At 70.1% G+C, this 26,599-nt stretch carries 24 protein-coding genes and 1 riboswitch; of the genes, 7 read left to right on the top strand and 17 right to left on the bottom strand.

The window, feature by feature from the left end; genetic code table 11:
• Window positions 1–14 precede the first annotated feature (14 nt).
• The 5 genes from DBP14_RS26245 to DBP14_RS26225 all read right to left on the bottom strand — a co-directional run bounded on the left by DBP14_RS26245 (window position 15) and on the right by DBP14_RS26225 (window position 5,391).
• A complete protein-coding gene (locus DBP14_RS26245) occupies window positions 15–1,199 on the bottom strand; it encodes a hypothetical protein (protein ID WP_206739359.1) in 1,185 nt (394 codons plus the stop codon).
• 28 nt (window positions 1,200–1,227) lie between these two features.
• Entirely contained in the window at window positions 1,228–2,241 is a 1,014-nt protein-coding gene (locus DBP14_RS26240; protein WP_206739358.1) for a C40 family peptidase, read from the bottom strand.
• Between the two features lie 282 nt (window positions 2,242–2,523).
• Entirely contained in the window at window positions 2,524–3,558 is a 1,035-nt protein-coding gene (locus DBP14_RS26235; protein ID WP_129309569.1) for a C40 family peptidase, read from the bottom strand.
• Window positions 3,559–3,770: 212 nt separating this feature from the next.
• Window positions 3,771–5,114: an NYN domain-containing protein gene (locus DBP14_RS26230; protein WP_129309568.1), complete on the bottom strand. Its 1,344-nt coding sequence runs from the start codon at window positions 5,112–5,114 to the stop codon at window positions 3,771–3,773.
• Between the two features lie 37 nt (window positions 5,115–5,151).
• Complete coding sequence (locus DBP14_RS26225) at window positions 5,152–5,391, bottom strand: hypothetical protein (protein ID WP_129309567.1); 240 nt, start codon at window positions 5,389–5,391, stop codon at window positions 5,152–5,154.
• 151 nt (window positions 5,392–5,542) lie between these two features.
• Between DBP14_RS26225 and DBP14_RS26220 the strand changes: the two genes are divergently transcribed.
• Together DBP14_RS26220 and DBP14_RS26215 are read left to right on the top strand one after the other, a co-directional pair.
• Window positions 5,543–6,286, top strand: coding sequence for a rhomboid family intramembrane serine protease (locus DBP14_RS26220; RefSeq protein ID WP_129309566.1), 744 nt, complete (start codon window positions 5,543–5,545; stop codon window positions 6,284–6,286).
• Window positions 6,283–6,564: an Lrp/AsnC ligand binding domain-containing protein gene (locus tag DBP14_RS26215; RefSeq protein WP_129309565.1), complete on the top strand. Its 282-nt coding sequence runs from the start codon at window positions 6,283–6,285 to the stop codon at window positions 6,562–6,564. The genes DBP14_RS26220 and DBP14_RS26215 overlap by 4 nt, the downstream gene beginning before the upstream one ends.
• 104 nt (window positions 6,565–6,668) lie before the next feature.
• Here DBP14_RS26215 and DBP14_RS26210 read toward each other — a convergent pair whose 3' ends face one another.
• From DBP14_RS26210 to DBP14_RS26185, 6 genes are all read right to left on the bottom strand, one after another.
• Window positions 6,669–8,030: an aminotransferase class V-fold PLP-dependent enzyme gene (locus tag DBP14_RS26210; RefSeq protein WP_129309564.1), complete on the bottom strand. Its 1,362-nt coding sequence runs from the start codon at window positions 8,028–8,030 to the stop codon at window positions 6,669–6,671.
• Between the two features lie 161 nt (window positions 8,031–8,191).
• Window positions 8,192–8,308: riboswitch (SAM riboswitch) on the bottom strand.
• A 446-nt stretch (window positions 8,309–8,754) separates the two neighbouring features.
• On the bottom strand, window positions 8,755–9,819 hold the full coding sequence (trpD, locus tag DBP14_RS26205) for an anthranilate phosphoribosyltransferase (RefSeq protein ID WP_129309563.1): 1,065 nt from the start codon (window positions 9,817–9,819) through the stop codon (window positions 8,755–8,757).
• Window positions 9,820–9,957: 138 nt separating this feature from the next.
• The gene (locus tag DBP14_RS26200; protein ID WP_129309562.1) at window positions 9,958–11,595 is read right to left on the bottom strand and encodes a ubiquinol-cytochrome c reductase cytochrome b subunit; all 1,638 of its coding nucleotides are present in this window, start codon (window positions 11,593–11,595) and stop codon (window positions 9,958–9,960) included.
• A complete protein-coding gene (locus DBP14_RS26195; RefSeq protein WP_129309561.1) occupies window positions 11,592–12,650 on the bottom strand; it encodes a Rieske 2Fe-2S domain-containing protein in 1,059 nt (352 codons plus the stop codon). Before DBP14_RS26195 ends, DBP14_RS26200 begins: the two co-directional genes overlap by 4 nt.
• Window positions 12,647–13,462 carry a cytochrome c gene (locus DBP14_RS26190; protein WP_129309560.1) on the bottom strand — a complete coding sequence of 272 codons (816 nt, stop codon included), beginning with the start codon at window positions 13,460–13,462 and terminating at the stop codon, window positions 12,647–12,649. The genes DBP14_RS26195 and DBP14_RS26190 overlap by 4 nt, the downstream gene beginning before the upstream one ends.
• 75 nt (window positions 13,463–13,537) lie before the next feature.
• Complete coding sequence (locus DBP14_RS26185) at window positions 13,538–14,158, bottom strand: heme-copper oxidase subunit III (RefSeq protein WP_129309559.1); 621 nt, start codon at window positions 14,156–14,158, stop codon at window positions 13,538–13,540.
• 154 nt (window positions 14,159–14,312) lie between these two features.
• Here DBP14_RS26185 and DBP14_RS26180 point away from each other — a divergent pair, with 154 nt between their 5' ends.
• Window positions 14,313–14,714: a hypothetical protein gene (locus DBP14_RS26180; RefSeq protein WP_129309558.1), complete on the top strand. Its 402-nt coding sequence runs from the start codon at window positions 14,313–14,315 to the stop codon at window positions 14,712–14,714.
• A 302-nt stretch (window positions 14,715–15,016) separates the two neighbouring features.
• Here DBP14_RS26180 and DBP14_RS26175 read toward each other — a convergent pair whose 3' ends face one another.
• The 4 genes from DBP14_RS26175 to coxB form a co-directional block, all read right to left on the bottom strand.
• The gene (locus tag DBP14_RS26175; protein WP_129309557.1) at window positions 15,017–16,273 is read right to left on the bottom strand and encodes an Ig-like domain-containing protein; all 1,257 of its coding nucleotides are present in this window, start codon (window positions 16,271–16,273) and stop codon (window positions 15,017–15,019) included.
• Between the two features lie 130 nt (window positions 16,274–16,403).
• Window positions 16,404–16,802: a cytochrome c oxidase subunit 4 gene (locus tag DBP14_RS26170; RefSeq protein WP_129309556.1), complete on the bottom strand. Its 399-nt coding sequence runs from the start codon at window positions 16,800–16,802 to the stop codon at window positions 16,404–16,406.
• Window positions 16,799–18,529, bottom strand: coding sequence for a cytochrome c oxidase subunit I (ctaD, locus tag DBP14_RS26165; protein WP_129309555.1), 1,731 nt, complete (start codon window positions 18,527–18,529; stop codon window positions 16,799–16,801). Before ctaD ends, DBP14_RS26170 begins: the two co-directional genes overlap by 4 nt.
• Entirely contained in the window at window positions 18,526–19,488 is a 963-nt protein-coding gene (gene coxB, locus DBP14_RS26160; protein WP_129309554.1) for a cytochrome c oxidase subunit II, read from the bottom strand. Before coxB ends, ctaD begins: the two co-directional genes overlap by 4 nt.
• A 284-nt stretch (window positions 19,489–19,772) precedes the next feature.
• On the opposite strand from coxB, the gene DBP14_RS26150 reads away from it, so the two are divergent.
• Entirely contained in the window at window positions 19,773–21,149 is a 1,377-nt protein-coding gene (locus DBP14_RS26150) for a cysteine desulfurase/sulfurtransferase TusA family protein (protein WP_129309553.1), read from the top strand.
• An 89-nt stretch (window positions 21,150–21,238) separates the two neighbouring features.
• Here DBP14_RS26150 and DBP14_RS26145 read toward each other — a convergent pair whose 3' ends face one another.
• Window positions 21,239–22,213 carry a carbohydrate kinase family protein gene (locus DBP14_RS26145; protein WP_129309552.1) on the bottom strand — a complete coding sequence of 325 codons (975 nt, stop codon included), beginning with the start codon at window positions 22,211–22,213 and terminating at the stop codon, window positions 21,239–21,241.
• A 130-nt stretch (window positions 22,214–22,343) separates the two neighbouring features.
• Between DBP14_RS26145 and DBP14_RS26140 the strand changes: the two genes are divergently transcribed.
• Window positions 22,344–22,556 (top strand): hypothetical protein, encoded by a 213-nt coding sequence (locus tag DBP14_RS26140; protein ID WP_129309551.1) that lies wholly within the window; start codon window positions 22,344–22,346, stop codon window positions 22,554–22,556.
• Between the two features lie 275 nt (window positions 22,557–22,831).
• Window positions 22,832–24,313 (top strand): hypothetical protein, encoded by a 1,482-nt coding sequence (locus tag DBP14_RS26135; RefSeq protein ID WP_241741289.1) that lies wholly within the window; start codon window positions 22,832–22,834, stop codon window positions 24,311–24,313.
• A gap of 131 nt (window positions 24,314–24,444) precedes the next feature.
• Here the strand turns inward: DBP14_RS26135 and erpA are convergent, their stop codons facing one another.
• The gene (gene erpA, locus DBP14_RS26130) at window positions 24,445–24,801 is read right to left on the bottom strand and encodes an iron-sulfur cluster insertion protein ErpA (protein ID WP_046586096.1); all 357 of its coding nucleotides are present in this window, start codon (window positions 24,799–24,801) and stop codon (window positions 24,445–24,447) included.
• A gap of 242 nt (window positions 24,802–25,043) precedes the next feature.
• On the opposite strand from erpA, the gene nadA reads away from it, so the two are divergent.
• Entirely contained in the window at window positions 25,044–26,228 is a 1,185-nt protein-coding gene (gene nadA / locus DBP14_RS26120) for a quinolinate synthase NadA (protein ID WP_129309549.1), read from the top strand.
• Window positions 26,229–26,599 lie beyond the last annotated feature (371 nt).

Below are 26,599 nucleotides of genomic sequence, written 5' to 3'. Positions count from 1 at the left end.
CCGCTGAGCGCGGGTCAGCCCAGTTGGTCCCGCACGTACTGGCGCCAGCGGGCCGTGAAGGCGGCCGGGGTCGTGCCGAGGACCTGCTTCAGGGCCTGGGGCAGCGCGCCGGCGCGTTCTCCGTGGTCTCCTACGGCACGGTAGAACGCGTCTAGCCGGGCCCTGCCCCAGTGGGCGGCGATCATGCGGCAGGCCAGCCAGCCGCCCTCGTAGGCCCGGGCGAGCTTCGCCGGGTCGCCGGTGAAGGCGAAGTCCCCGTCGGCGGGCAGGGCGGCCGGCGCGTGGCCGGCCCGGACGGCACGGGCGAGTTCCGGGGCCGCCTCGGCGGCCGTGCGGCCGGTGTCGAGGTAGCCGATCCAATCGGCGTAGCCCTCGGAGAGCCACAGCGGGGTCGCCGGGGTGGTGTGGGCGCGAGTGGCGACGTGGGTCGTCTCGTGGGTGAGCACGACCTGTTTGCCGAGGTCACCGAGGACGGCGTACGCCTCGGGGTTGACGACGACCCGGTCCGCCGGGGCCTTGCCCGAGCCCCCCACCTCCCCCGTGGTGACGGCGGCGATGCCCCGGTAGTCGGAGGCGGGCGAGCCGAGCAGTCCGGCCATGCCCTGCAGCGTGCGGGGGACGAGGACGACGACCCGCCGGGCCCAGTCCGCGCCCCAGGCGCCGGAGACGGCCGGGACGGCGTGGTCGGCGAGCCGGGCGTAGCCGCGCAGCGTGCCGGCGGACTGCCCGGTGCCGAGGACCAGGCTGTGCGCGCCCCGGACGGCGGTCACCGTGCCCTCGTCCCACAGCTGTTTGCCGGCCTTCTCGGCGGGCCGGTCCGCGGTGACGTACCACCGCCCGTGGGGCGTGCGGCCGAGGGTGAGGGTGCGGTGGACGCTGACGGGGGCCTTGTCGTAGCCGGCGACCCGGTAGCTCAGCTCGGCGTCGGCGATGGCGCCGGAGCCGGTGGTGCGGACGCCGGTGACCCGGTAGGCCCAGGCGGCCAGCGGCAGGGCGCGCAGGCGGGCGTACTCGGCGCGGCTGCCCGTCGCGCCGTACGCGGTCTCGTCGTGGTGCAGCAGGGCCGTGGAGCGCTGGTCCAGGACGTGCTGCACGCCGGTGCGGGCGGTGTCGGCCGTCGTCGGGCCGCCGCACCCGGCGAGGGGCGTGAGCAGCAGGCAGAGCGCTATCGCTCCCCGCGTCCGCCGTCGACCAGCCATTTTCCGATCGTACGGGGCCGGGCGCGGGTCAGGGCCGGGTGACCGAGGAGATCGGCATCATGCCGACCGGGTCGTAGCGTACGGCGGCGCCCGGGTAGGGGGCGTGGATGACCTGCCCGTGGCCGACGTACATGCCGACGTGGCTGGCGTCGGAGCGGTAGACGACGAGGTCGCCGGGCTGGGCCTGGGAGAGCGGGACGCGGCGGCCGGCGTGCCGCTGCTCCTGGGAGGTGCGCGGCAGGTGGATCCCGGAGTGCGCGTACGACCACTGCATCAGGCCGGAACAGTCGAAACCGGAGGGGCCGTTGGCGCCCCAGACGTAGGGGCGGCCGAGGGCGGAGCGCGCGGCGGCGACGGCGGCCGCGGCGCGGGCGTCGGGGGCGACGACCCCGGTCAGGTCGGGCAGGTCGCGGGTGCCGCCGCGGGAGGCGCGCTCGTAGGCGGCGCGCTCGGCGGCGGGCATCGAGTTGATGAGCTGCCGGGCCTTGGCGAGCTTCTTCTCGACGGCCCGCTTGTGCGTGGAGACGTCCTTGCGGCTCTTCTCCAGCTCGGCGAGCTTCCCGGCCGCCTCGGCGCGTTCCTGGGAGAGGTCGCGCAGCGCGGACCGCAACTCCTTGAGCTGTCCGGCCTGCTGGGCGCCGATGCGGTCGAGGGTGGAGGCCTTGTCGAGGTAGTCGGCGGGGTCGTCGGCGAAGAGCAGGGCGACGGTGGGGTCGATGCCGCCGGAGCGGTACTGGGCGCCGGCCACCGAACCGAGCTGTTCGCGCATGGTGTTGACGCGCTGCTGCTGCCGGGCGATGCGGTCCTGGGCGTCGTTGATCTGCCGGCGCAGGGTGTGGGCGCGCTCCCCGGCCTTGTCGTAGGCCTCGGTGGCCTTCTCGGCCTGTTGGTAGAGGCGGTCCACCTCGGCCTTGGTGCCGCCGTGCGGCGCCGCGTCGGCGGGTGCGGCGCCGAGGGCGGCGGCCGCTGCCGACATCACGCACAGGGCCGCGGCGGCGCCCCGGTCGAACCCGGACGGTGCAAGGCGGCGATGAGACCCCACGGGCGTCCTTCCCGCTGACGACAGGTACCGCTTCCCCGGGCGCCGGGGCGGGGGAGGCCGCGGCGCCGGGGAAACGCGGCAGACAGTAACCGTGCGGAGGGGCCCCGGCCAAAGACGCCAAGGGGGCAAACGGGGGGAAACAACGCGACGCCCCGCCGCTGACGCAGGTCATGGGCGGGGCGTGGGGTCAGTTCCGGTCCGGGGGATTCGCCCGTTCGGGCGCCCCTGGTCAGGGTTTCGCGGCGTTCGACGGCCGTACCGGCGACGGCGACGGGAGGGAGGTCAGATGCGGACGCCGAACTGGAACGGCATGTTGCTGATCGACTCGTAGCGCACGCTGGCGCCGGTGTGCGGGGCGTGCAGCACCTGGCCGTTGCCGGCGTAGAGGCCGATGTGGTGCAGGTCGCCGTAGAAGAGCACGAGGTCGCCGACCTTGAGCTGGCTGACGCTGTAGATCCTCGTGCCCGCGTTGGCCTGGGCCTGGGAGGTGCGGGGTATGGAGACGCCGGCCTGGGCGTAGGCCCAGGAGGTGAGGCCCGAGCAGTCGAAGGAGGAGGGACCGGAGGCGCCGTAGACGTAGGGCGAGCCGATCTTGCTCTGGGCGGCGGAGAAGGCCGCCCCGGCCATGCCGGAGGCCGGCGGCGCGTCGCCGAGGTGCACGCGCTCGGAGGAGGAGCGGTTGGCCCGCGCCTGCTGCTCCGCGAGCTGCGCCTTCTCCTTGGCGGTGAGGGTGTTGAGCAGCTTCTGCGCGGCGGCGAGCTTGCCCTGGACTTCCTTCTTCTTCTTGCCCAGCTCCGTGCGGGTGGAGGCAAGGTCCTTCAGCTTGTCGCTGGCCTCGGAGCGCTCCTGGGCGAGTTCGCGCTGTTTGTCCTGGATTTTCTTCAGCGACTCGACCTGCTGGCTGCTCAACTGGTCGAGCGTGGAGGCCTTGTCGAGGAAGTCGTCCGGGTGGGACGACAGGAAGAGCTGGACGGAGGGGTCGATGCCGCCGGACCGGTACTGGGCGGTAGCCAGTGAACCCAGGCCGTCGCGCAGCTTGTTGAGGTCCTGCTGGCCGCGGGCGACGTTGTCCTGGATGGTGGAGATCTCCTTCTGGAGCTTCTCCTGCTTCTCCTTGGCGCCGTTGTACTTCTCGGTGGCCTGCTCGGCCTGCTCGTAGAGCTTGTCGACCTTGGCCTTGACCTCGCTCTTGCTGGGCTTCTCGCTCGGCGCGGCGTTCGCGGCGTTCGCACTCAGTGCGACGGCGGCTGCTGCCGCTGTGGTCAGCACGGTCACGCGCGTGCGACTCGGCTGCTTGGGTCGACGGTGGGACGCCACGGAGGACGAACTCCTTCTTGTGAGTGTTCACCCGTTCGGAGGTTCGAGCCCAGACCCTAGTGACCTACTTGTGATCAGTTCAAATCCTCACGCCAAAAAAGACGGTCACTCAATGCATTCTTTGCACTCAACGTACGTGCAGTGATGCCGGGTTGACACTACGTTGCGTGACGATACGGCCAATTCGGGCATTGAGTATGCCCGTTGAACGTTCAGGACAACCGCTTCAGAAGTACCGCAGAGGCGACCGGTCGGGCGCCGGCCCGTGCCACGCCGTCGGCCACCTCGCGGTCGGTGGAGGCGACGATGACCGGACGGCCCGGCGGTTCGGCGCGCACCAGCTGGCGGATCAGCTCGTCCGCGGTGACCCCCGGCTTGGAGAACAGCACCCGCACCCCGCGCGGCGGCGCGAGCAGCACCGGCGCGGCCAGCTCGGCGCCGTCGAAGACGCAGGTGACCTCCGCGCCGGTCTGCGCGGCGAGCTGGGAGAGCTGGCCGAGCAGCCGCAGCCGCTGCTTCTCCAGCGGCATCTGCGGATAGCCGGTCTTGGTGACGTTGTAGCCGTCGACGACGAGATGGGCCTGCGGCAGCGCGAGCAGCTGGTCGAGGATGGCCGGGTCGTTCTCGGACAGGGCGCGTGCCGCGATGTCCTTCGGGGTCATCCGTCCCGGTTCGACCGCGTCCACGGTCTCGGCGGGCCGCACGGACACCGGTGGCAGGGCGAGTTCCCGGCGCAGCCCCTGGGTGGCGTCGAGCAGGGTGTCGAGCAGCAGCCGTACCCGCATGTCCTCGACGCTGCGGCCCTCCCTGGCGGCCCGCCGGGTGGCCTCCAGGCCGGCCTCGGCCTCGCCCAGGCGGGCCTTGAGCCGCCGGGTCTCGCTCTCCGCGGCGGACACCTGCGCCTGCGCCTCGGCCCGTACGGCGTCGATCTCGCCCCGCGCCTTGCGCAGGGCGGCCTCGCCGCGCTTGACGTCGCTGAGCGCCGCCCGCAGCTTTCGGTGCAGCGCCTCGGCCTCGCGTTTCGCCGACTCCAGCTCCGCGCGCAGCCGTTCGGTCTCGGTGCGGGTCTGGCCGCGGGCCTGCGCGAGCTCCTCACGCAGCCGCTCCAGCTCGGCGCGGCTCTCCTCGCCGACGCGCTCGGCGTCGGCGCGCTGGGCCTCCTCGCCGGCCGCGGTGACCAGCTTCACCCAGCCCGCGGGGCGCAGCACATAGGCCGCGGCCGCCACGTCGAGCGGATCCGCGGCCGGGGGCGGCGAGCCGGAGTCGAGGGCGCCGGACAGTTCCGGCTGCGCCTCTCTGAACTTCTCCCCGATCCGCTGCCGGAAGACCGCGTCGGTCTCCAGCGCGGCCGCCATCGCGTTGCCCGCGAACTTGGTCCGCCGATTGGGGGCGAACCGGGCGTACTGCCGCAACTGGGCGGGCAGTTCCGCCACGGTCAGTCCGCCGAAGCCGTCCGAGACGATCTGTACGACCCGGCGGCGCACGCCGTCGGGCAGCGGACGGTCAAGCACCTCGGCGGTGCCGTCGCCCGGCCCCCCGCCTGCGGTCTCCACCATCCGTCACACCCCAATGCTGTGCGGGGTCCCGCTCCCCTCAGGAGCCGGAGCCCGGCCTGTCCACGAGTTCCACCTGGTCCACCGCGTTGCACCAGCGGCAGCGCACCGACTCGATGGTCTCACTGACCACCTCGCGCTCCTCGACCGTCGGCTCACCGGCCAGGTCGAGGTGGACGTACTCGACGACCTTCGACGAGCGCGTGACGTCGAAGCGGGTCAGATTGCCGCAGAGGGTGCAGCGCCATCGTGTCGTGGCGGTCGGCAGGGGCACCGTCATCGTGACTGTTCGCTCCTCGTCGTGTCGGTCCGCGCCGGTCCGGGCGCGTGTGGCTCGTAACCCTACGGCCTGCGGGGTCCCCGCCGCCCTTCTGTCCACGGCGGCGAGGCGGTCTGTCGGGTTGCGTCCCGTTACGTCATGCTCTGTATTCATGATCAGCCACTGGAGCGCGACGGCCGGCCGGACCCTCAGGGCGGTCCGGCACTCCCCGGCGCCGATGACGTACGGCCTCATCGCCCTGTGCTGCCTGCTCTTCGTGCTGGGCCCGGCCTCCGGGCTGACTCCGGGATACGGCTCCAGGGACGCGCTGCTAGCCGCGCAGCGGGCGTACTTCCGACACTGGGGCGTGATCCCCGCAGACCTGTTCGAAGGAACGGTCCGGCAGGCGCTCACCCCGGCCACGGCCCTGTTCGTGCACGGCAGCTGGGTGCATCTGCTCGGCAACATGCTCTTCCTCTTCGTCTTCGGGGCGATGACCGAGGAACGGATGGGCCGGGTGGAGTTCACCCTCTTCTATCTCGGCTGCGGATACCTGGCCCTGCTGGGCTACGCGGCCGCCAACACCACCTCCCAGGAGCCGCTGGTGGGCGCCTCCGGGGCGATCTCGGCGGTCCTCGGGGCGTTCCTGTACCTGTTCCCCCGGGCCCGTGTGACCAGTCTCCTCCCGTTCCTCTTCTTCCTGCCGCTGCGCTTCCCGGCGTGGGTGGTGCTGCCGTTCTGGGCGGGGCTGCAGTGGCTGGCTGCGGAGCGGTCGGCACAGGGGCCGGGGGTGGCGTACCTGGCGCACCTGGTCGGCTTCGGGCTGGGGTTCCTCTACGCGTGGGGGCGCTACGGCCGTACCACTAGAGTGAAGGGCGCAGCCGCCCCGGTACCCGAGGGAGAGAACCAGCCGTGATCACCGCGATCGTCCTGATCAAGACCAGCGTGGACCGGATCCCCGAGATCGCGGAGCGGATCGCTTCGCTGGAGTCGGTGAGCGAGGTGTTCTCCGTCACCGGGACGTATGACCTGATCGCGATGGTACGGGTGCGGCGGCACGAGGATCTGGCGGATGTCATTCCGGGGCGGATCAGCAAGATTCCCGGGGTGGAGGGGACGGATACGCACGTGGCGTTCCGGACGTACTCGCAGCATGATCTTGAGGCTGCGTTTGCTATTGGATTGGATTCCTAGTCGCCTACGCGTCCGCGGGGCGCGGTTTCTGCGCGGGTGCGGGTGCGTTGTGGTTGATCGCGCAGTTCCCCGCGCCCCTGAGGTCGGCAACCCTGGAGTTGGCATCAAGCCACCGGGACGCAGCGGCCGTTTTCTGTGTGGTAGGTCCACTGGGTGCCGTTGGTCACCAGTTCTCGTACCGCTGTGATGAAGCGGTCCGTGTGTTCGTCCGGGGTGCCCGCGCCGAAGCTGACTCGGATGGCGTTGAGGGACTTCTCGCCGGGGGCGGCCTCGGGGGCGCCGCATTCGCCCTGGGTCTGGGGGGACGTGCCGAGGAGGGTGCGGAGCAGGGGGTGGGCGCAGAAGAGGCCGTCGCGGACGCCGATGCCGTACTCGGCGGAGAGGGCGGCGGCGAAGTGGGAGCTGTTCCAGCCCTCGACGACGAAGGAGATCACGCCGACCCGCGGGGCGTCGTCGCCGAAGAGCGAGAGGACCTTCACCTCGGGGACCCCGGCCAGACCGGTGCGGACCTTCTCGACGAGGTGCTGCTCGCGGGCGACGAGGGTGTCCCAGCCGGCCTCCGTCAGCGCCTTGCAGGCCGAGGCGATGGCGTAGGCGCCGATCACGTTCGGGGAGCCGGCCTCGTGGCGGGCGGCGCTCTCGTGCCACTCCACGTCCACGCCGCCGTCCTGGCGCCTGCTCACCGTGCGGCTGGCGCCGCCGCCCGCGAGGTACGGCTCGGCGGCCCGCAGCCAGTCGGCGCGGCCGGCCAGGACTCCGGAGCCGAACGGGGCGTACAGCTTGTGGCCGGAGAAGGCGACCCAGTCGACGTCGAGGTCGCGCAGGGAGACCGGGTGGTGCGGGGCGAGCTGGGCGGCGTCCAGGACGATCCGGGCGCCGTGCGCGTGGGCGGCGGCCGCCAGCTCGCGTACGGGCCACAGCTCGCCGGTGACGTTGGACGCGCCGGTGACGCAGACCAGGGCCGGGCCGTGCGGGTCGCGGTCGGCGAGGGCCCGCTCCAGGGTGTGGACGGCCTGCCGCGGGGTGCGGGGCGCGTCGAGGTAGCTGACCCGGGCGTCCTGCCAGGGCAGCAGGGACGCGTGGTGCTCGGTCTCGAAGACGAAGACCTCGCAGCCTGCGGGCAGGGCGCGGGCCAGCAGGTTGAGGGAGTCCGTGGTCGACCGGGTGAAGACCACCTGGTCGTCGTCGCGGCAGTCCAGGAACTCGGCGACCGTCGAGCGGGCGTTCTCGAAGAGGTCGGTGGAGAGCTGGGAGAGGTAGCCGGCGCCGCGGTGGACGCTGCCGTAGTACGGCGCGTAGGCCGCCACGTCGTCCCAGACGCGCTGGAGGGCGGGGGCGCTGGCCGCGTAGTCGAGGGCCGCGTAGGTGACCTCGCCGCCGGTGACGAGCGGGACGGTGACATCCCGCCCCAGAACGGGCAGCTGGGGACAAACGGCCTGGTGAGTGGCAGCGGTGGAGACGGACATGGCGAACTCCCGTGAGAGGCAAGGCGGAACCACCACGCGAGCGGGTACGGCTCAAGCGTGGGGAAAGTGAAAAGGGGTGTGCGGAGGCGGGGCTCTACGCCCTATCGCATTCGCTTGCTCACGGAAGGCTCCTCGACGACCAGGACCCCTGGTGACGCGAGGGTCCGCGCTTGCCGTGAGCCTTGCTGCCCACGACCTGGTCCTCACCCGGGGCACCCCGCCACGGAAGGAGGGTTGCCGGACAGCCGGCCGGGGCCTTATGGCTGTCACTCATGACCTGAGCCTGAAACTAGCCGAGCTGATCGGCGGCGCGCAACTTCTGTCCGGATGACGGGACACGGCGGCGCTCCCCGGTGTTCCGCCCCACCGCGAGCGGCGGCCGGGCCGGCGGTGCCGGGGCCGGCCGCCGCGAGCGGCTGTCCGGGGGCGGCTGTCCGGGGGCGGCTGTCCGGGGGCGGCTGTCCGGGGGCGACTGTCCGGGGGCGACTGTCCGGGGGCGACTGTCCGGGGGCGACTGTCCGGGGGCGACTGTCCGGGGGCGACTGTCCGGGGGCGACTGTCCGGGGGCGACTGTCCGGGGGCGACTGTCCGGGGGCGACTGTCCGGGGGCGACTGTCCGGGGGCGACTGTCCGGGGGCGACTGTCCGGGGGCGACTGTCCGGGGGCGACTGTCCGGGGGCGACTGTCCGGGGGCGACTGTCCGGGGGCGACTGTCCGGGGGCGACTACGCGTTGCTCGCCGCCACCCAGCGGTCCAGGGTGCGCTTCGCGGCGCCCGAGCCGATCGACTCCGCCGCTCTGTCCATGCCGGCCCGGATCTGCTCGGCCAGCGTGCCGGGCCCCGGGTCCAGGGCGACCAGCGCGGCCGCCGAGTTCAGCACTACGGCGTCCCGGACGGGGCCCCGCTCGCCGTCCAGCAGGCGCCGGGCCACCTCCGCGTTGTAGGAGGCGTCGGCGCCCCGCAGGGCCTCCACGGGGACGAGGTCGAGGCCGACGTCACGCGGGTCGAAGCTCTCCTCGGTGACCTTGCCGTCCCGGACGACCCACACCCGCGAGGTGGCCGTGGTGGTCAGTTCGTCGAGGCCGTCGTCGCCCCGGAAGACCAGCGAGGAGTTGCCGCGCTCGGCGAAGACGCCCGCCACGATCGGCGCCTCGTGCGCGACGGCGACACCGACCGCCTGCGCCCGCACCTTCGCCGGGTTGGTCAGCGGACCGAGCAGGTTGAACACCGTGCGGATCCCCAACTGGCCGCGGGCGGCGCCCACATGGCGCAGCGCCGGGTGGAACTTCACCGCGAAGCAGAAGGTGATCCCGGCCTCCTCGGCGACCCGGACGACCCCCTGCGGGGTCAGGTCCAGGTTGACGCCGAGCTTCTCCAGCACGTCGGACGCGCCGGACGCGGAGGACGCGGCCCGGTTGCCGTGCTTGACGACCTTCGCGCCGGTGCCCGCGACGACGATCGACGACATGGTGGAGATGTTGACCGTCTTGGCGCCGTCGCCGCCCGTGCCGACGATGTCGACGGTGGCGCCCGGCACCTCGATCACGTTCGCGTGGTCGTACATCGTGCGCACGAGACCGGTGATCTCCTGGACGGTGGCGCCCTTGGCGCGCAGCGCGACCGCGAACCCGGCGATCTGGGCGTCCGTCGCCTCGCCGCCCATGATCCGGTCCATCGCCCAGGCGGTGTCGTCGGCCGCCAGGTCCTGGCCGGCCAGCAGGCCGTTCAGCAGGGCGGGCCAGGAACGGCCCGCCGCGGTGTCGCCTCCAGCGGGGGTCACAGCGCTCATCAGCCGCTCCTGGTGTCATGGACGTACACGAAGGGACGTACAAGAAAGTACGGCTCCACCCTATCCAGCCCCGGGCAGGGCGAAGGGCCCCGTCCGAACACCGGACGGGGCCCTTCGCTGTGGCGTGGCGACGCGGGATCAGTGGTGGCCGTGGCCGCTCGTGATCTCCTTGTACTCCTCGACGGTCGGCTTGGGGATCTGGTTCCCCTCGCCGTAGTAGGCACCGGAGAGCTTGACGCGCAGCTTCTCCGTGGCCTTCACCTTGCGCTCGACGCCGTTCTCGTCGACCGTGGCGCCGATCTCGGCCGGCTCGTACTGCTCATGCGCGGTGAGCGTGTGCAGGGCCTCCTGGCTGAGCGGCTCGTGCACCTCGATGAACTCACCGTGCGGCAGGCGCTTGATGATGCCGGTCTCGCGGCCGTGCAGCACCTTCTCGTGGTCGCGGCGCTGCAGGCCGAGGCAGATCCGCTTGGTGGCGATGAACGCGATGACCGGTCCGACGAAGAAGAAGATCCGGACGAACCAGGTGACCGAGTTGATCGACAGGTGGAAGTGGGTGGCCCACAGGTCGTTTCCACCACCGACGAGCAGGATCGAGTAGAGCGTCAGCCAGGCGACACCGAACGCCGTACGCGTCGGGGCGTTGCGCGGGCGGTCCAGGATGTGGTGCTCACGCTTGTCGCCGGTGACCCAGGACTCGATGAACGGGTAGACCGCGATGGCCACCAGGACCAGCGGGAAGATCACCAGCGGGATGAACACGCCCAGGACGAGCGTGTGGCCCCACAGATTGATCTCCCAGCCCGGCATGAAGCGGATCAGGCCCTCGGAGAAGCCCATGTACCAGTCGGGCTGGGCGCCGGTGGACACCTGGTCCGGACGGTAGGGGCCGATGGCCCAGATCGGGTTGATCTGCGCGATCGCCGAGATGACCGCGATGACACCGAAGACCAGGAAGAAGAAGCCTCCGGCCTTGGCCATGTACACCGGCAGCAGCGGCATGCCGACGACGTTCTTCTCGGTCTTTCCGGGACCCGCGAACTGCGTGTGCTTGTGGTAGAAGACCAGGATCAGGTGGCCCACCATCAGGCCGAGCATGATGCCCGGCAGCAGCAGGATGTGGATCGAGTAGAACCGGGCCACGAAGTCGTGGCCGGGGAACTCGCCGCCGAAGAGGAAGAACGACAGGTACGTGCCGACGATCGGCACGGACAGGATCGCGCCCTCCATGAAGCGGACACCGGTGCCGGAGAGCAGGTCGTCGGGGAGCGAGTAACCGGTGAAGCCGGTGAACATGCCGAGGACGAACAGCAGGAAGCCGAACAGCCAGTTGATCTCACGCGGCTTGCGGAACGCGCCGGTGAAGAACACGCGCATCATGTGCACGAACATGCCGGCGAGGAAGATCAGCGCGGCCCAGTGGTGGATCTGCCGGACCAGCAGACCACCGCGCACGTCGAAGGAGATGTGCAGGGTCGAGTTGAACGCCTCGGACATCGCCTGCCCCTGAAGCGGGACATAGCTGCCGTGGTACACGACCTCGTTCATCGACGGGTGGAAGAACAGCGTCAGGTACACACCCGTGAGGATGATGATGATGAAGCTGTACATGCACACTTCGCCGAGCATGAACGACCAGTGGTCGGGGAAGATCTTGCGCATGTTGGACTTGGCCAGGGAGTAGATCCCGAGCCGTCCGTCGGCCCAGTCGGCGACGCGCTCGCCGGCCGGAGCCTTCCCGCGAGAGCGGGGCGTTTCGTTCGCTGCAGTACTCATCCGCGCTCCCAGAATGCAGGACCGACGGGCTCCTCGAAGTCGCCGAGCGCCTGGAGGTAACCGTCGTCGTTCACGCCGATGCGCAGCTGCGGCAGGGCGTGACCGGCGGGGCCGAAGATCACTCGGGCACCGTCGGAGAGGTCGAAGGTGGACTGGTGGCACGGGCACAGCACGTGGTGCGTCTGCTGCTCGTACAGGGAGATCGGGCAGCCCACGTGGGTGCAGATCTTCGAGAAGGCGACGATGCCCTCGTGCCCCCAGTCGAGCTCGCGCTTGTCCTTGATGTTGCCCGGCTGAAGCCGGACGATCATCAGGGCCGTCTTGGCGATCTCGTTCTGGAAGTCCTCGTCCGTCTCCTCCAGGCCCTCGGGCTTGGCGAAGGTGAGCGAACCGACGCCGATGTCCTCGGGACGCAGCGGCTGGTTCGTGTTCATGTTGACGAGGAGCTTGCCCTTGGCCCACAGCGTGTGCCGGAGCTTGTCGTGCGGCAGCGGGCCGAGGTCGCGCAGCAGCATGACGCCGGACAGCGGCACCATGGCGAGCGCGCCGAACATCGTGTTGCGGATCAGCTTGCGCCGGCCGAGCGCCGACTCCTTGGCGCCCTCGCGGAAGTCCGCGTGGACCTTCGCCCGAACCTCGGGAGAGGCCTCGATCGGGTGACGGTCGTCGGCGACCTCGACGTCGGACATCAGGGTGCGGGCCCAGTGGACCGCGCCCGCGCCGATGCAGAACAGGGCCAGGCCGAGCGTCAGGCCCAGCGCGAAGTTCAGCGCGCTGACGTGACCGATCGGGAAGACGAAGATCGACTTGTCGTCCGGGATCGACACGTACGAGGCGATGAAGCCGATGGTGGCCAGCATCGACACCGTGAACAGCAGGGCGACCATGCGCTCGGACCGCCTGGCGGCCCGCTCGTCGATGTCCTGGATCCGGTGCTCGTGCGGCGGCAGCCCCGGGTCGGAGAAGGGGTTCTCCTCGTCCGCGACGTCCACGGCGCCGTGCGCGTGCTCCTGCTCTGCCGGCAGGTTCTCTTCTGGAATGTCTTGGCTACTCATGACTTCTTGGCCTTTGCGGTCCGAGCGGCGACCCACACGGCGACCGCGATCAGTGCGCCGAGGCCGAAGATCCAGGCGAACAGGCCCTCACTGACCGGACCGAGGCCGCCCAGCTCCAGACCGCCGGGGTTGGTCGTATCGCTGCTGTCGACCGCGTGCAGGTACGCGATGATGTCCTTCTTGTTCTTGGACGTCAGCGTGGTGTCGGGGAAGTTCGGCATGTTCTGCGGGCCGGTCTGCATGGCCTCGTAGATGTGCTTCGGAGCGACACCCTCCAGCGACGGCGCGTACTTGCCCTTGGTGAGGGCACCGCCCTTGCCGGTGAAGTTGTGGCACTGCGCGCAGTTGGTGCGGAACAGCTCACCGCCCTTGGCGATGTCGGCGCCGTCCGGACCGTACTGCTCCTTGGTCGGAACGCTCGGACCGGCGCCCAGCGAGGCGATGTACGCCGCGAGCTGGTCGATCTGGTCCTGGTTGTAGGTGACCTTCTTCTTCGGGACCTGGGCGCCCTGGGAGGTGGCGGCCGGCATACGGCCGGTGCCGACCTGGAAGTCCACGGCGGCGGCGCCGACGCCGACCAGGCTCGGGCCGTCGGAGGAGCCCTGGCCACCGGTGCCGTGGCAGCTGGCGCAGCCGACCTCGTAGAGCTTCTTGCCCTCCTGGATCTTGGAGAGGGACTGGGAGGTCTCATCGGCCTGCGCCTTGCCCGCGGGCGCGAACGCGGCGTACAGCCCCCCAGTGGCCGCCAGCGCGAAGAGTAGGACGACGACCGCCGCCAGCGGATGGCGTCGTCGTACGGAGAGCTTTTTCACGGATTACCCCGGTGTCAGGATCTTCTGCGTCGATGCTTCAGGGATGGATCGGTGGCCGTCTTCAGGCCCGCCGAGTTACTTGATCAGGTAGATCGTGGCGAAGAGGCCGATCCAGACCACATCGACGAAGTGCCAGTAGTAGGACACGACGATCGCGGCGGTCGCCTGCTCGTGGGTGAACCTCTTCGCCGCGTACGTCCGTCCGAGGACGAACAGGAAGGCGATGAGACCGCCGGTCACGTGCAGGCCGTGGAAGCCGGTGGTCAGGTAGAACACCGAGCCGTACGGGTCGGAGGACAGGGAGATCCCGTCCTTCTTCACCAGCTCCGTGTACTCGTAGATCTGACCACCGATGAAGATGGCACCCATGATGAAGGTGAGGATGAACCAGCCACGGAGCTTCTTCACGTCACCTCGCTCGGCCGCGAACACGCCGAGCTGGCAGGTGAGGGAGGAGAGCACCAGGACCGTGGTGTTCGTCGCCGAGAAGGGGACGTTGAGCGCGTCCGCCATCGACTTCCAGTGGTCCGGTCCGGTCACCGATCGAAGGGTGAAGTACATCGCGAAGAGGGCCGCGAAGAACATCAGCTCGGAACTCAGCCAGATGATGGTTCCGACGCTGGTGAGGTTCGGCCGGTTGACCGACGGGTGCGCGTGCCCGGTTTCTACTGTCGTTGCTGTCGCCACGACCGACATTATGTCGGTCGCTTATCCCGCCCTCACCCCGGGGGGTGCCGTTCGGAGTGTTGGGCCCTGTCGGAGCGGTGTTGACGTGGTCTTCAGGGGAGTAACATCCGCCCAAACGGCCCTGTCCGTCCTGTCCGTACGACGCTGACGTCCCGGAGGAACAATGCAGCCGACCGCCACGGTGCTGGTCTACAGCGACGACTCCAACACCCGCGAGCAAGTGCGGCTCGCCGCCGGGCGTCGGCCGGCTCCCGACGTGCCTCTGGTGGAGTTCGTGGAGTGCGCGACCCCGGCCGCGGTGCTGGCGGAGCTGGACAAGGGCGGGATCGACGTGTGCGTGCTGGACGGCGAGGCCGTGCCGATGGGGGGCATGGGGATGTGCCGGCAGATCAAGGACGAGGTGTTCAACTGTCCGCCGGTGCTGCTGCTGATGGGGCGGCCGCAGGACGCGTGGCTGGCGACGTGGAGCCGGGCCGACGTCGCGGTGACCTTGCCGGTGGATCCGGTGGAGTTCGCGTCCGGACTGGCGTCCCTGCTTCGGCAGAAGAGGCTGATCGGGGCATAGGGCGCCTGTGAGCTCGGGGCGCGGAGGTCGTGCGCGAGTGCGGCCCGGTGGGGACTTCTCGCGCAGTTCCCCGCGCCCCTGGGTCGGCTGCCCTGGCGTCGGCTGCGTGGTGGCCCCTCGCGCCCACGCGGCGGAGCCGCACATCGACACAGCCCCGCGCCCCTGGGTGGGCTGCTGCTGAGCCCGTCGCGTAGGGGCCCCTCGCGCCCACGCGGCGGAGCCGCACATCGACACAGCCCCGCTCCCCTGGGTGGGCTGCTGCTGAGCCGGCGGCGTAGTGGCCCCGTACTCCTCCTGGGCGTTCACACCGCGGTGGGCTTGAGGCGGGAGGTGTCCTGGGGGGTGGTGGCGCCCGTCTTGGTCAGGGCGCTGCCCGTCTGCCACGTCTTCCAGGTGACGTTCCAGTCGCCGAAGCCGTTGCCGAACGGCTCCATGTCGTCGCCGCCCGAGTTGACGGCCTTGACGATGTCACCCTCCCGGACGGTGTTGAAGAACCATTCGGCGTTGGACGTGCTCATACCGGTGCAGCCGTGGCTGACGTTGGCGTAGCCCTGGGAGCCGACGGACCAGGGGGCGGCGTGGACGTATTCGCCCGACCACGTCACCCGGGTGGCGTAGTAGACCGGCAGGTCGTAGGAGTCGGAGCTGCCCGCGGCGATGCCGACCGTGGCGCTGCGCATCCGGACGTAGTACTGCTTGGCCAGGACCACCTTGATGCCGTTACGGGTGTCGAAGCCCGGTTTGCCGGTGGTGATGGGGATCTCGTTGATCTCCTCGTCGTTCTTGTAGACCGTCATCTCGTGGGAGGCGGCGTCCGCGACGGCGACCAGCTTGTCGCCGGTGGTGATCTTCAGCGACTTGGACTTGCCGCCCCAGAGGCGGTCGCTGATCTTGAGGCCGTCCAGGTTGCTGTGCACCCGGATGGTGGCGTGGGCGGGCCAGTACTCCTTGGGCCGGTAGTGGAGTTCCTTGTCGCTGACCCAGTACCAGGAGCCCTGCACGGCCGGCGTGGAGTCCACCCGTAGGGCCCGCTCCACTATCGCCCGCTGCGCCTTGTCCTTGACCTCGTGGTCGAGTTGCGCGGTGATGGGCTGGCCGACGCCGTACTCCCCCGCGTCCGGCCCGAACGTGACGTTCAGGCGCTTGGTGCTGCTCGGCTTGCTGGTGTCGAAGGTGAGGACCTCGCGGCCGGGGGCGCCGTCCTCGTCCTCCGTGCTCACCCGGACCGTGTAGTGGGCGTTGGCGGCCAGCGGGGAGGTGCTGTGCCACCGGCTGCCGTCGGCGGAGAGTTCGCCCGCCACGTAGCGGCCTGTGGAGTCCTGGGCGGTGACGTCGGTGATGCGGCCCTCGTCGTCCTTGAGGGTCACTTCCAGGGGCTTGTCGGGGTCGACCTTCTTGCCGTTGTCCGTGGAGCTGTTGAACGAGATCTGGTCCGCTGCGTCGTACGGCGTGGCCGACAGGGGGTTGCCGTCCGAACCGCAGCCGGTGACGCCCGCGCCGAGGGCGGCCACCAGCAGGGTGCAGCTGACGACGGTGCGGGTTCGCGGAGTGTGGTTCATGCGATCACGCTATGAGCGGGTGAGCGCACCGGCGCGGCGAGTGACCCGGACGAGCGACGGGCACTGCGGCAAACGAGGGAGCCCGGACCTCCTGACGGAGTGTCCGGGCTCCCTGAGCGCTCGGCGCGTGCTACTGCGTGCGGTTCTCACCGTGGTAGTACTCGAAGACCCACCCGAAGAGACCGATCAGGATGATGGGCGCCGAGAAGTACAGCAGCCACCAGCCGACAGCGACACCGAGGAAGGCCAGCGCGCCACCGATGCCGAGGGCGAGCGGCTGCCAGCTGTGCGGGCTGAAGAAGCCCAGCTCGCCCGCGTCGTCCGCGACGTCGGCCTCCTTGTTGTCCTGCGCACCCGCGTCGACCCGCCGGGCGGTGAAGCCCAGGTAGAAGCCGACCATGATGGTCAGGCCGAAGGACAGGAAGAGTGCCGTGGTGCCGGCCGGCTCCTTCGACCACACGCCGTACACGACGGCCATGACCAGGAGGAAGAAAGCCAGCCAGATGAACAACCGCCCCTGGATCTTCACTTGGCGGCCTCCTTGCTGCCCGCGACGGCGCCGCCGTGACCGGCGTGCTCAAGCTGTTCGAGAGCAGCGATCTCGGGGTGGTGCAGGTCGAACGCCGGGGATTCGCTGCGGATCCGCGGCAGGGTGAGGAAGTTGTGCCGCGGCGGCGGGCAGGAGGTCGCCCACTCCAGCGAACGGCCGTAGCCCCACGGGTCGTCGACCTCGACCTTCTTGCCGTACTTGGCGGTCTTCCAGACGTTGTAGAGGAACGGCAGGATCGACAGGCCGAGCAGGAAGGAGCTGATCGTCGAGATCGTGTTCAGGGTGGTGAAGCCGTCGGCCGCCAGGTAGTCGGCGTACCGGCGCGGCATGCCCTCGACGCCCAGCCAGTGCTGGATGAGGAAGGTGCCGTGGAAGCCGATGAACAGCGTCCAGAACGTGATCTTGCCGAGGCGCTCGTCGAGCATCTTTCCGGTGAACTTCGGCCACCAGAAGTGGAAGCCGGAGAACATGGCGAAGACGACGGTGCCGAAGACGACGTAGTGGAAGTGCGCCACCACGAAGTACGAGTCGGAGACGTGGAAGTCCATCGGCGGCGAGGCCAGGATGACACCGGTCAGACCACCGAACGTGAAGGTGATCAGGAAGCCGACGGCCCAGAGCATCGGTGTCTCGAAACTCAGTGAGCCCTTCCACATCGTGCCGATCCAGTTGAAGAACTTCACACCGGTCGGGACCGCGATGAGGAACGTCATGAAGGAGAAGAACGGCAGCAGCACACCACCGGTGACGTACATGTGGTGGGCCCACACGGTCACGGACAGACCGGCGATCGAGATGGTCGCGGCGATCAGACCCATGTAGCCGAACATCGGCTTGCGGGAGAACACCGGGATCACTTCGGAGATGATGCCGAAGAACGGCAGCGCGATGATGTACACCTCTGGATGGCCGAAGAACCAGAAGAGGTGTTGCCACAGGAGTGGTCCGCCGTTGGCGGCATCGAACACATGGGCGCCGAACTTGCGGTCCGCCTCCAGGGCGAACAGGGCGGCGGCCAGGACCGGGAAGGCCAGCAGCACGAGCACCGCGGTCAGCAGCACGTTCCACACGAAGATCGGCATGCGGAACATCGTCATGCCGGGAGCGCGCATGCAGATGATCGTGGTGATGAAGTTGACCGAGCCGAGGATCGTGCCGAAGCCGGAGAAGGCCAGACCCATGATCCACATGTCGGCGCCGATGCCGGGCGAGCGGATCGCGTCCGACAGCGGGGCGTAGGCGAACCAGCCGAAGTCGGCCGCGCCGTCCGGCGTGAGGAAGCCGGCCACCGCGATGAGCGAGCCGAACAGGTAGAGCCAGTAGGCGAACATGTTCAGCCGCGGGAACGCCACGTCGGGCGCGCCGATCTGCAGCGGCATGATCCAGTTCGTGAAGCCGGCGAACAGCGGCGTCGCGAACATCAGCAGCATGATCGTGCCGTGCATCGTGAACGCCTGGTTGAACTGCTCGTTCGACATGATCTGCAGGCCCGGACGGGCCAGCTCGGCACGCATCAGCAGCGCCATGACGCCGCCGATCAGGAAGAAGGCGAACGACGTCGCCAGATACATCGTGCCGATCGTCTTGTGGTCAGTGGTCGTCATCCACTTGATCACGACGTTACCGGGCTGCTTGCGCCTGACCGGCAGCTCGTTCTCGTACGAGTCAGCCGCCGCGGCACCCTGGGGTTCGTTGAGGATGCTCACAGGTTGTTCGTCTCCCGGTTCTTCTCGTGGCTCGTCTGCGCGATGCCGGCGGGAATGTAACCGGTCTGCCCCTTCTTGGCGAGGTCCTTGAGGTGCTGCTGGTACCGCTCGGGGGAGACGACCTTCACGTTGAACAGCATCCGGGAGTGGTCGACGCCGCAGAGCTCGGCGCACTTGCCCCTGAAGGTGCCCTCCCGGTTGGGAGTCACCTGGAAGGCGTTGGTGTGGCCCGGGACGACGTCCATCTTCATCAGGAACGGAATCACCCAGAAGTCGTGGATGACGTCGCGCGAGGTGAGGACGAAGCGGACCGTCTCGCCCTTCGGCAGCCACAGCGTGGGGCCGGGGTTGCCGGTCTGCGGGTTCCGCGTGCCGGGCGTGCCGACGTCGTAGACGCCGCCGGCGTTCGCCGGGAAGGCCTTCTTGAACCGGTCCGGAATGGCGTTCAGGTTCTTGTCGGTCTTCGCGTCACCGGTGACACCGGGGACGTTCTCGATGTAGTTGAAGCCCCAGCTCCACTGGAAGCCGACCACGTTGACCGTGACGTCGGGCTTCTTGTCGGAGAGGCTGAGGAGCTTCGACTCGTCCCGGGCCGTGAAGTAGAAGAGCACCGAGATGATGATGATCGGGACCACCGTGTACAGGGCCTCGATCGGCATGTTGTACCGAGTCTGCGGAGGTACCTCGACCTTGGTGCGGCTGCGCCGGTGGAACATGGCGCTCCACAGGATCAGGCCCCACACCAGCACGCCGACGGCGAGCGCGGCAGCCCAGGAGCCCTGCCACAGGGAGAGGATCCGCGGAGCCTCTTCCGTGGTGGGGGTGGGCATGCCAAGGCGGGGGAAGTCCTTGTATGTGCAACCGGTTGCGGTCGCCAGGACCAGGCCCGCGGTCAGTGCCTGCAGCAGCTTCCGCCGCATCGGGCGCCGCGGCGAGCGGTCGGAGCCGTTGGGACTCACGTAGCGCCTTCCCGAGAGTCTCGCCCGCGCGGTCGGCTGCGGCCTTCTTCTCGCTGGTCGGTCGCCGCCCTGCGTCGGGCAGGGGTTTGGATGTTTATGCGGACCAAACCCTAGCCCACCCTCTCCGAGGGGTCGCGGGGAGGGGTGCCTACTGGAGTGGGTGGTTCGCTTGATTGGCGGCCGCAGGACCATCGTGGCTGGTCGCGCCCCGCGGCGGAGCCGCATATCGGCACAGCCCCGCGCCCCTGGGTCGGCCGCCCTGACCGGGGTCTTAACGTTGCCGTATGGCCTACTTTGACGCTGCCTCCGGTGTTCCTCTTCATCCTGTTGCCCGGCAGGGGTTGTTGGCCTCTCTGGACGAGGGGTGGGCGGATGCCGGGCGGTTGTACCGGGAGGGGCGGAAGGCTCGGTTGCTGCTGGATGCCGCCCGCGAGGCCGCTGCCGAGGTTGTCGGATGCCGGGCGGACGAGGTCGTGTTCACCTCGTCGGGGACGCGGGCCGTACACACGGGTGTCGCGGGGGCGTTGGCCGGGCGGCGGCGAGTCGGACGCCACCTGATCGTGTCATCCGTCGAACACTCCTCCGTCCTCCATTCGGCGGAGGTGTTCGAGGCGGACGGGGGGACGGTGACGCGGGTGCCCGTGAACCGGGCGGGTGCCGTGGACCCGTCGGCATACGAGGCTGCCCTCCGCCCGGACACCGCGCTGGCGTGTCTGCAGTCCGCCAACCACGAGGTGGGGACCGTGCAGCCGGTGGCGGAGGTGGCCGAGGTGTGTCGCGCGGCCGGCATGCCGCTGCTGGTGGACGCGGCCCAGTCGCTGGGGTGGGGCCCGGTGGAGGGCGACTGGTCGCTGCTGACGGCCAGTGCGCACAAGTGGGGCGGGCCGGCGGGGGTCGGGCTGCTCGTCGTACGCAAGGGGGCGCGGTTCGCCCCGCAAGGACCGTCCGACGAGCGGGAGTCGGGGCGGGCCCCGGGGTTCGAGAACATCCCGGCGATCGTGGCGGCGGTGGCGTCCCTGCGAGCGGTCCGCGCCGAGGCGGCCCAGGAGGCCCTGCGGCTGCGGGAGCTGACGGAGCGGATCCGGACCCGGGTGCCGGAGCTGGTGCCGGACGTGGAGGTGGTGGGCGAGCCCGAGCGGCGGCTGCCCGGGATCGTCACCTTCTCCTGTCTCTACGTCGACGGAGAGGCCCTGCTGCACGAGCTGGACCGGGAGGGCTTCTCCGTTTCATCCGGTTCATCCTGCACGAGCAGCACCCTGGCCCCCAGCCATGTGCTGAAGGCGATGGGCGTGCTGAGCGAGGGCAATGTCCGGGTGTCGCTGCCGCCGGGCACGGCCGAGGCCGACGTGGAACGGTTCCTGGAGGTCCTGCCGGGCACGGTGGCGGCGGTCCGGGACAAGCTGGGAGCGCCGGCACCCGCCACCGCCGTACGGGAGGACGTACTCGTCGTCGACTCCCTCGGCAAGCGCTGCCCGATCCCCGTCATCGAACTCGCCAAGGTCTTCCCCACCGTGCCACTCGGCGGCCTGGTCCGCGTCCTCTCCGACGACGAGGCGGCCCGCCTGGACATCCCGGCCTGGTGCGAGATGCGGGGCCAGGATTACGTGGGAGAGGAGAGGGCGAGCAAAGGCTCCGCCTACTTGGTACGCCGGCTCACATAAGCGCCCCAAAGGGGCGCGGGGCTGTGTCGATATGCGGCTCCGCCGCGTGTGCGCGACCAGCCCCCACCCGCCGGCACTTTGGAGACGACCTAGCCCAGGTGAACCCTGACTTCCTCAGCGGCAGCGTCCCCGTACGCCTTGGTGAACCGCTCCATGAAGTGCCCCCGCCGCAACTGATACTCCTGCGTCCCCACCGTCTCGATGACGAGAGTCGCCAGCATGCAGCCGACCTGGGCCGCGCGCTCCAGGGAGACGCCCCAGGCCAGGCCCGACAGGAACCCCGCGCGGAAGGCGTCGCCGACGCCCGTCGGGTCGGCCTTGCGCTCCTCGTCGGGGCAGCCGACCTCGATCGGCAGCTCGCCGGTCCGCTCGATCCGCACGCCCCGCGAGCCGAGCGTGGTCACGCGGTGGCCGACCTTCGCCAGGATCTCGGCGTCGGTCCAGCCCGTCTTGGTCTCGATGAGCCCCTTCTCGTACTCGTTGGAGAAGAGGTACGTCGCCCCGTCCAGCAGTATCCGGATCTCCTCGCCCTCCATGCGGGCGATCTGCTGGGAGAAGTCGGCGGCGAACGGGATCGCGCGGGAGCGGCACTCCTCGGTGTGGCGGAGCATCCCCTCGGGGTCGTCGGCGCCGATGAGGACGAGGTCGAGGCCGCCGACCCGGTCCGCGACCGTCTTCAGCTCGATCAGCCGGGCCTCGCTCATGGCGCCCGTGTAGAAGGAGCCGATCTGGTTGTGGTCGGCGTCGGTGGTGCACACGAACCGGGCGGTGTGCAGGGTCTCGGAGATGCGGACCGACTCGGTGTCGACGCCGTGCCGGTCGAGCCAGGCCCGGTACTCGTCGAAGTCGAAGCCGGCGGCGCCGACCAGGATCGGCCGGGTGCCGAGCTGGCCCATGCCGAAGGCGATGTTCGCGCCGACGCCGCCCCGGCGCACGTCCAGGTTGTCGACCAGGAAGGACAGCGAGACCGTGTGCAGCTGGTCCGCGACGAGCTGGTCGGCGAAGCGGCCGGGGAAGGTCATGAGGTGGTCGGTGGCGATGGAGCCGGTGACTGCGATGCGCACGACGGCGATACTCCTGTAGGGAGGCAGGGTGACAGTTCACGCTACCCGGTCACGGGCGGTCACTGAAGCTGACAAAACTACCCGATAGTAGCTCTTTCTTCGCCCGCCTCCGCGTGTCTACGGTGCGGGCATGACGAACCTCAAGGTCAACTCCCCCGGCACGGCCGCGGACCTGGACGGCGACCTGGCCTCGCTGCGCGGCGACTGCGCCCGGATGGTCCCGCACTGGGCGGCGCCGGAACGGGTGAAGTCCCGGCCCGTGTCGCCGTCCCGTATCCACGGGGTGACCGTGCCGGTGAAGTCCGCGCGGATGCTGGACGCGATGTCCGATTACGGCGACTGAGCCGGGGCGCACGCTTCGGGGGAACCGTGCGCTCCCCTCGCGCGTCCCATCGCCGTCCCCGTTGCCGGGGATGCGGGACACGACCAGCGAGGAGCGATGCGGTGAACAGGGAGCGACCCGAGAACGCCGAGGAACCCGAGACCCCCGAGGGCGCGCGTGAGGACGAGGCGGCCGGGGCGGCGGACGACGGGACGCCCGAGGCGGACGGCACGGCCGGTGAAAGGGACACGGCCGGTGCGAAGGACACGGCCGGTGACAAGGACACGGCCGGTCAGGTGCACGAGATCGGCGGCGTCGACGGGGCCGGTCACACGTCGGCCAAGCCCGGACGGCGTCGTACTCCCGTGGTCGTCGCGTCCGTCGTCACCGCCGTGCTGCTGGTCGGCGGCGGTGGCGCGTACCTAGCCGCGAGCGGCGGGTCGGACGGTCGTACGGCCCCGGGTGCCGCCGGCGGGCACGGCACTCCCCCGCCGCTGGCCCTGGACGGCCGGTCCGGCGGCGGCGCCACGGCGGGCATCGCGCCCGGCGAGCCGAACCCGTACGGGGTGACGTACGTGGCCAGGGGCGAGCTGCCGGACGGGCCGGGATCGGCCGCGGTGTACGTGACGAAGGGCGAGGTCGGCCAGGACGCGGTGGCCCGGCTGGCCCGGGCGCTCGGCGTGCAGGACGTGCCGGTGCTCGACGGGCGGATCTGGCGGGTCGGCGGCGGCAAGGACGGCTTCGGGCCGAGTCTCCAGGTGAACCGGGACGCGCCGGGCAGCTGGACCTTCAGCCGGTACGCGCCGGGCACCGACAACTGCAAGAAGCTCATCTGCGGGCAGGACCCGGGCGGGCCTGCCGGGTCCCCGGTGAGCGAGGCGGCGGCGAAGAAGGCGGCGGCGCCGGTGCTGAAGGCGCTGGGCCAGGACGACGCGAAGGTCGACGCGGGCCAGATCATGGGCGCCCAGCGGGTGGTGAACGCCGATCCTGTGGTGGGCGGGCTGCCCACGTACGGCTGGACGACCGGCCTGACCATCAGCAAGCAGGGTGAACTCGTCGGCGGCCATGGGCTGCTGGCGGCGCCGGCGAAGGGGCCCTCGTATCCCGTGCTGAGCGCGGAGAAGACGCTGGCGCTGCTGAACGGGGCGCCGACGTCCGACCACCGGATGGGCATCGGCGGCTGTACGAGCCCCGTGCCGCCGAAGGACCGGCTGGAGAAGCCGTGCCGGCGGCCGACGGCGGTGCCGTCCGAGTCCGCGGGGAACACGGTGCCGGTCGAGAAGGCCGTGTTCGGGCTGGCGGCGCACTCCGTCGCCGGGAAGCAGACGCTGGTGCCGTCCTGGCTGTTCGAGCTGGGCGGTTCGGCGGCGGACGGCGCGGGGACGGTGTCGTACCCGGCGGTCGACCCGCAGTACCTGGCCTCGCCGACCGCGCCGACCGCGCCGGCGGCCCCGCCGAGCGCGGCGCCGAAGACGCACGACGTGAAGGTGGAGGGCTACCTCGCCGACCGGCGGAACCTGACCGTGAGCTTCATGGGCGGGGTCTGCGCCGACTACAAGGCCGCGGCGAAGGAGAGCGCGGGCGCGGTGACGGTCACGGTGACCGAGACGCCGTGGCCGGACAAGGTCTGCGTCATGATCGCCAAGGAGTACGCGAAGACGGTACGGCTGGACGCGCCGCTGGACGGCCGGAAGGTGCTCGGCACGGACGGCCGGCAGCTGCCGCAGGTGAAGCCTGGGGCGCTGCGCCCGCAGCAGCACCCCGGGCCGGTGCGCTGACCCGCCTCGGCGGCGGACGTACGAAGGCGGCATACGTAGGAAGCCGGCATACGTACGAAGCCGGCGATGTACGAAGGCGGCGGCCCCTGGGTGGAGGGGTCGCCGCCTTTCGTGGTCCGGCCGGGGCCGGTTCAGCTGAAGGAGTCGCCGCAGGCGCAGGAGCCGGTCGCGTTCGGGTTGTCGATCGTGAAGCCCTGCTTCTCGATGGTGTCGACGAAGTCGACGGTGGCGCCGCCCAGGTAGGGGGCGCTCATGCGGTCGGTGACGACCTTGACGCCGTCGAAGTCCTTCACGACGTCGCCGTCGAGCGAGCGCTCGTCGAAGAAGAGCTGGTAGCGCAGGCCGGAGCAGCCGCCGGGCTGGACGGCGACGCGCAGGGCGAGGTCGTCACGGCCTTCCTGGTCGAGCAGGGCCTTGACCTTGGACGCGGCGGCGTCGGTCAGAACGATGCCGTCGGTGACGGTGCTGGTCTCGTCCGATACGGACATCTACATCTCTCCCGGGTTGTACGGAGACTGCTTGCCGACGGTTGCAACCGGCGGGGCCGCGGATTCATTCCGGGCCGGGCGTTCGGTGTCGGGTTCCTTCTTCATGCTCGCACATGCCCGCGGAAGCGGAAAACGTGTCATCGGGATTCATGTCACATCGACACTATGGCCATCGTCAAAGTGACGTGAAGCGGCTATGATAGATAGCGTCAGTTCGACGAAAAGTAGAAAGGGTGCGTGTCGTGACCACCGCCCAGACCCCGGAGCTCGACGTACAGCCGACTCCGCTCGCCCTGCTGCTGCTCGGCCGTGAGGCCGACCCGAAGAGCGAGCGGGGCGTGGAGTGCCCCGGTGACCTGCCCTCGCCGTCCGACCCCAACCTGGTGGCGCGGGCCCGCGCGGCCAAGGAGAAGCTCGGCGACAAGGTCTTCGTGCTCGGCCACCACTACCAGCGCGACGAGGTCATCCAGTTCGCCGACGTCACGGGCGACTCCTTCAAGCTGGCCCGGGACGCGGCCGCGCGCCCGGAGGCCGAGTACATCGTCTTCTGCGGTGTGCACTTCATGGCCGAGTCCGCGGACATCCTCACCGGCGACGACCAGAAGGTCGTCCTGCCCGACCTGGCGGCCGGCTGCTCCATGGCCGACATGGCGACGGCCGAGCAGGTCGCCGAGTGCTGGGACGTGCTGACCGAGGCGGGGATCGCCGAGCAGGTGGTCCCGGTGTCGTACATGAACTCGTCCGCCGACATCAAGGCGTTCACCGGCAAGCACGGCGGGACGATCTGCACGTCCTCGAACGCCAAGCGGGCGCTGGACTGGGCCTTCGAGCAGGGTGAGAAGGTGCTGTTCCTGCCCGACCAGCACCTGGGCCGCAACACGGCCGTCCGGGACATGGGGATGTCCCTGGACGACTGCGTGGTCTACAACCCGCACAAGCCGAACGGCGGGCTGACCGCGGAGGAGCTGCGCGCGGCGAAGATGATCCTGTGGCGGGGGCACTGCTCGGTGCACGGCCGCTTCAGCCTGGAGTCGGTGAACGACGTCCGCGAGCGGATCCCGGGTGTGAACGTGCTGGTCCACCCGGAGTGCAAGCACGAGGTGGTCGCCGCGGCGGACTACGTCGGCTCGACGGAGTACATCATCAAGGCCCTGGAGGCGGCTCCGGCCGGGTCCAAGTGGGCGATCGGCACGGAGCTGAACCTGGTACGGCGGCTGGCGAACCGTTTCGCGCCCGAGGGCAAGGAGATCGTGTTCCTCGACAAGACGGTCTGCTTCTGCTCCACGATGAACCGCATCGACCTCCCCCACCTGGTCTGGGCCCTGGAGTCGCTGGCCGAGGGCAACCTGGTCAACCGCATCGAGGTCGACCCCGAGACGGAGGCGTTCGCCAAACTGGCCCTGGAACGCATGCTGGCCCTCCCGTAACCGGCCTCTCCCACCCACCCACCCGCGCGGTCGGCCACAACGGGCACCACCAACAGTCGCGCCCCGGCCGACCCCAGGCCGGATGCGCCTGGGCCGGCGGCCCTGTACCGGGCGGGGCCTGAGGCGAACGGAAGCCCCGTACTGCGGCATCACGCAGTACGGGGCTTCGTGCGTTTCCCGCGTTGCGGGCCGGTTGTGCTCCGGTCCCGCCCCACCGGCCGGACGGGTGGTGGGGCGGGAAGAACGAGCCGGCCACAGCGCCCGCACCCGCCCACCGGGCCCACTGCCGGCCCCGCTTGCTCACCGACCGAACGGGTGGGTGGGCAAGGCAGGCCGGCCACAGCGGACCCGCAGCCGCCCGCCGACCCCGA

It is taken from the genome of Streptomyces sp. L2 (assembly GCF_004124325.1).
Classification (GTDB): Bacteria; Actinomycetota; Actinomycetes; order Streptomycetales; family Streptomycetaceae; genus Streptomyces.
The sequence above is the reverse complement of the archived record's forward strand: the minus strand, read 5'-3'. Positions and strand labels throughout refer to the sequence as shown.

What these genes read in the sequence shown, in the direction of transcription:
- erpA (WP_046586096.1), bottom strand. Translation starts at nt 24,801, where the DNA reads ATGTCCGTATCGGACGAGACCAGCACCGTCACCGACGGCATCGTTCTG.
- DBP14_RS26175 (WP_129309557.1), bottom strand. Translation starts at nt 16,273, where the DNA reads ATGAACCACACTCCGCGAACCCGCACCGTCGTCAGCTGCACCCTGCTG.
- DBP14_RS26220 (WP_129309566.1), top strand. Translation starts at nt 5,543, where the DNA reads ATGATCAGCCACTGGAGCGCGACGGCCGGCCGGACCCTCAGGGCGGTC.
- DBP14_RS26195 (WP_129309561.1), bottom strand. Translation starts at nt 12,650, where the DNA reads ATGAGTAGCCAAGACATTCCAGAAGAGAACCTGCCGGCAGAGCAGGAG.
- DBP14_RS26150 (WP_129309553.1), top strand. Translation starts at nt 19,773, where the DNA reads ATGGCCTACTTTGACGCTGCCTCCGGTGTTCCTCTTCATCCTGTTGCC.
- DBP14_RS26200 (WP_129309562.1), bottom strand. Translation starts at nt 11,595, where the DNA reads ATGAGTACTGCAGCGAACGAAACGCCCCGCTCTCGCGGGAAGGCTCCG.
- DBP14_RS26180 (WP_129309558.1), top strand. Translation starts at nt 14,313, where the DNA reads ATGCAGCCGACCGCCACGGTGCTGGTCTACAGCGACGACTCCAACACC.
- DBP14_RS26185 (WP_129309559.1), bottom strand. Translation starts at nt 14,158, where the DNA reads ATGTCGGTCGTGGCGACAGCAACGACAGTAGAAACCGGGCACGCGCAC.
- DBP14_RS26230 (WP_129309568.1), bottom strand. Translation starts at nt 5,114, where the DNA reads ATGGTGGAGACCGCAGGCGGGGGGCCGGGCGACGGCACCGCCGAGGTG.
- DBP14_RS26210 (WP_129309564.1), bottom strand. Translation starts at nt 8,030, where the DNA reads ATGTCCGTCTCCACCGCTGCCACTCACCAGGCCGTTTGTCCCCAGCTG.
- DBP14_RS26140 (WP_129309551.1), top strand. Translation starts at nt 22,344, where the DNA reads ATGACGAACCTCAAGGTCAACTCCCCCGGCACGGCCGCGGACCTGGAC.
- DBP14_RS26225 (WP_129309567.1), bottom strand. Translation starts at nt 5,391, where the DNA reads ATGACGGTGCCCCTGCCGACCGCCACGACACGATGGCGCTGCACCCTC.
- DBP14_RS26245 (WP_206739359.1), bottom strand. Translation starts at nt 1,199, where the DNA reads ATGGCTGGTCGACGGCGGACGCGGGGAGCGATAGCGCTCTGCCTGCTG.
- trpD (WP_129309563.1), bottom strand. Translation starts at nt 9,819, where the DNA reads ATGAGCGCTGTGACCCCCGCTGGAGGCGACACCGCGGCGGGCCGTTCC.